The organism is Actinocorallia lasiicapitis (assembly GCF_054778695.1).
Genome location: NZ_BAAGZI010000651.1, coordinates 1 through 1,872, shown reverse-complemented (window position 1 = coordinate 1,872; position 1,872 = coordinate 1). Strand labels below are relative to the sequence as shown.

At 70.6% G+C, this 1,872-nt stretch carries 2 protein-coding genes; one reads left to right on the top strand and one right to left on the bottom strand.

The window, feature by feature from the left end:
* On the bottom strand, positions 1-930 hold a 930-nt coding region (locus ACYVE7_RS33380; RefSeq protein WP_460370486.1), incomplete at its 3' end, for a serine/threonine-protein kinase.
* A 187-nt stretch (positions 931-1,117) separates the two neighbouring features.
* On the opposite strand from ACYVE7_RS33380, the gene ACYVE7_RS33375 reads away from it, so the two are divergent.
* A partial coding sequence (locus tag ACYVE7_RS33375; RefSeq protein ID WP_460370484.1) for a DUF6777 domain-containing protein occupies positions 1,118-1,872 on the top strand: 755 nt, incomplete at its 3' end.

The window sequence follows — 1,872 nt, the reverse complement described above, 5'->3', positions numbered from 1 at the left end:
GTCGAGCGCGGTCGGGCCCGCCACTCCGCCGGACGGGTCAGGACCGTCGGCGTCGAGGGCCGGCCGTTCGCCGGAGTCCGGCAGCCGGAGGGTCGACGGCGGGACGGGCCCCGGCTCGGGCGCGGCGGCGGGAGTCTGGCCGAGCAGCAGCCAGAGCAGGTCGTTGGCGCTCGGCCGCAGCAGCGGATCCTTGGCGAGGCAGCTCGCGAGCAGCTCGTGCAGCTCGGGCGGCACCCCGGACAGATCGGGCGGATCAAACCGGATCCGGTGCATCAGCGCGTAGATCTGCCCGCCGCCGAACGCGTGACGCCCGGTCGCCGCGAACACCATCGTCGCGCCCCACGCGAACAGGTCGGCGGCGGGCCCGACGACCGTCTCGGTGAACTGTTCGGGCGCCATGTAGGCGGGTGTGCCGATGAGCTGCCCCGTGGCGGTGCGGCCGGCGTTGTCGAGGGCGCGGGCGATGCCGAAGTCGATGACGCGCGGGCCGTCGGGGCCCATCAGCACGTTGGGCGGTTTGAAGTCGCGGTGCACGACTCCGGCTCGGTGGATCGCGGTCAGCGCCGTCGCCGTGCCGACGGCCAGCCGCATCAGCGCGCCCTCCGACCGCGGACCCCGCTCCTTGACGAGCTCGTGCAGCGAAGGCCCCGCCACGTACTCGCTGACGATGTACGGCTGATCGCCCGAGACGTCGGCCGCGAACACCCGCGCCGTGCAGAATCCCGCGATCCGCTCGATGGTCGCCAGTTCGCGTGTGAACCGGGCGCGCGCGACCGGATCCTCGGTGAGCTGGGCGTGCAGCAGCTTCACCGCGACCTTGCCGTGCGGGCCCTCACCGAGGTAGACGGTTCCCTGGCCGCCTTCGCCGAGCCGGCCCAGCAGGGGGTAGCCGCCGAGCCGATCGGGGTCTCCAGGCTGTAGCGGGAGCACGGAATCGGGCCTCCAGCAAGAGGATCTTTTTCTCGCCGTTCCAGCGGACGAGTGAAAAAATCTTCGTCTCGTTCGTGCACTTTCTTTATTCGCGGGACATCCAAGAGTATAGGCATTGCCAATCGCGGGCGGGGGTCCTCTGGTGAGAGCGAGAATTCGGACGTCGATAACGGTCCTTGTGGTCGTTATGGGATTGTCGGTCGGCTGCGGGAGCGCCGGCGCGACGATCACCAGGCTCGCGGTCGGCGATCCGGGCCCCGACGCCTACTCCCTGATCGCCGGGGTCGACGACGCGGACGTCACCCGCCGGATGCAGGCGGGCGGCCAGATGGGCGGCGACGAGCCGGGCCTCTACGGCGGCACCCGCAAGGCGGCCGGCTGCGACAAGGCGGGCCTGGTCGCGTTCCTGCAGGCCAACCCGGCGAAGGCGGCGGCCTGGGCGTCGGTGCAGGGCATCGGCGTCGACGCGATCAAAGGCTTCGTCGACGGTCTGACCCCCGCGGTGCTGCGCGTCGACACCTTCGTCACCAACCACGGCTTCAAGGACGGCGCGGCCACCTCGATGCCGGCGGTCCTGCAGGCCGGTGTCGGCGTCCTGGTCGACGCGAAGGGCCTGCCGGTCGTGAAATGCAACTGTGGTAATCCGCTGACCCCGCCTGACAAAAAGATCAAAATAGGCGAGAGTAGCTTCAAGGGGGCAGAGTGGTCCGGTTTCGATAAGAATCGCGTGACGCTCATCGAGCCGCCCGAGCAGCCGGTGAAATCACTTCAGCTCGTCGACTCCACCCAAGGGACGATCTTCGACCGCCCGGTGGGCAGCGCGGGCGCCGCCGACGGCTCACCCCGCCCGATCCCCCCGGACGCCCAGCCGGCCCCCACCCCCGACGAGTCCTCAACAGACTCCGTCCCCCTCCCCGCCCCACCCTCCGGCGACGTCCCCCC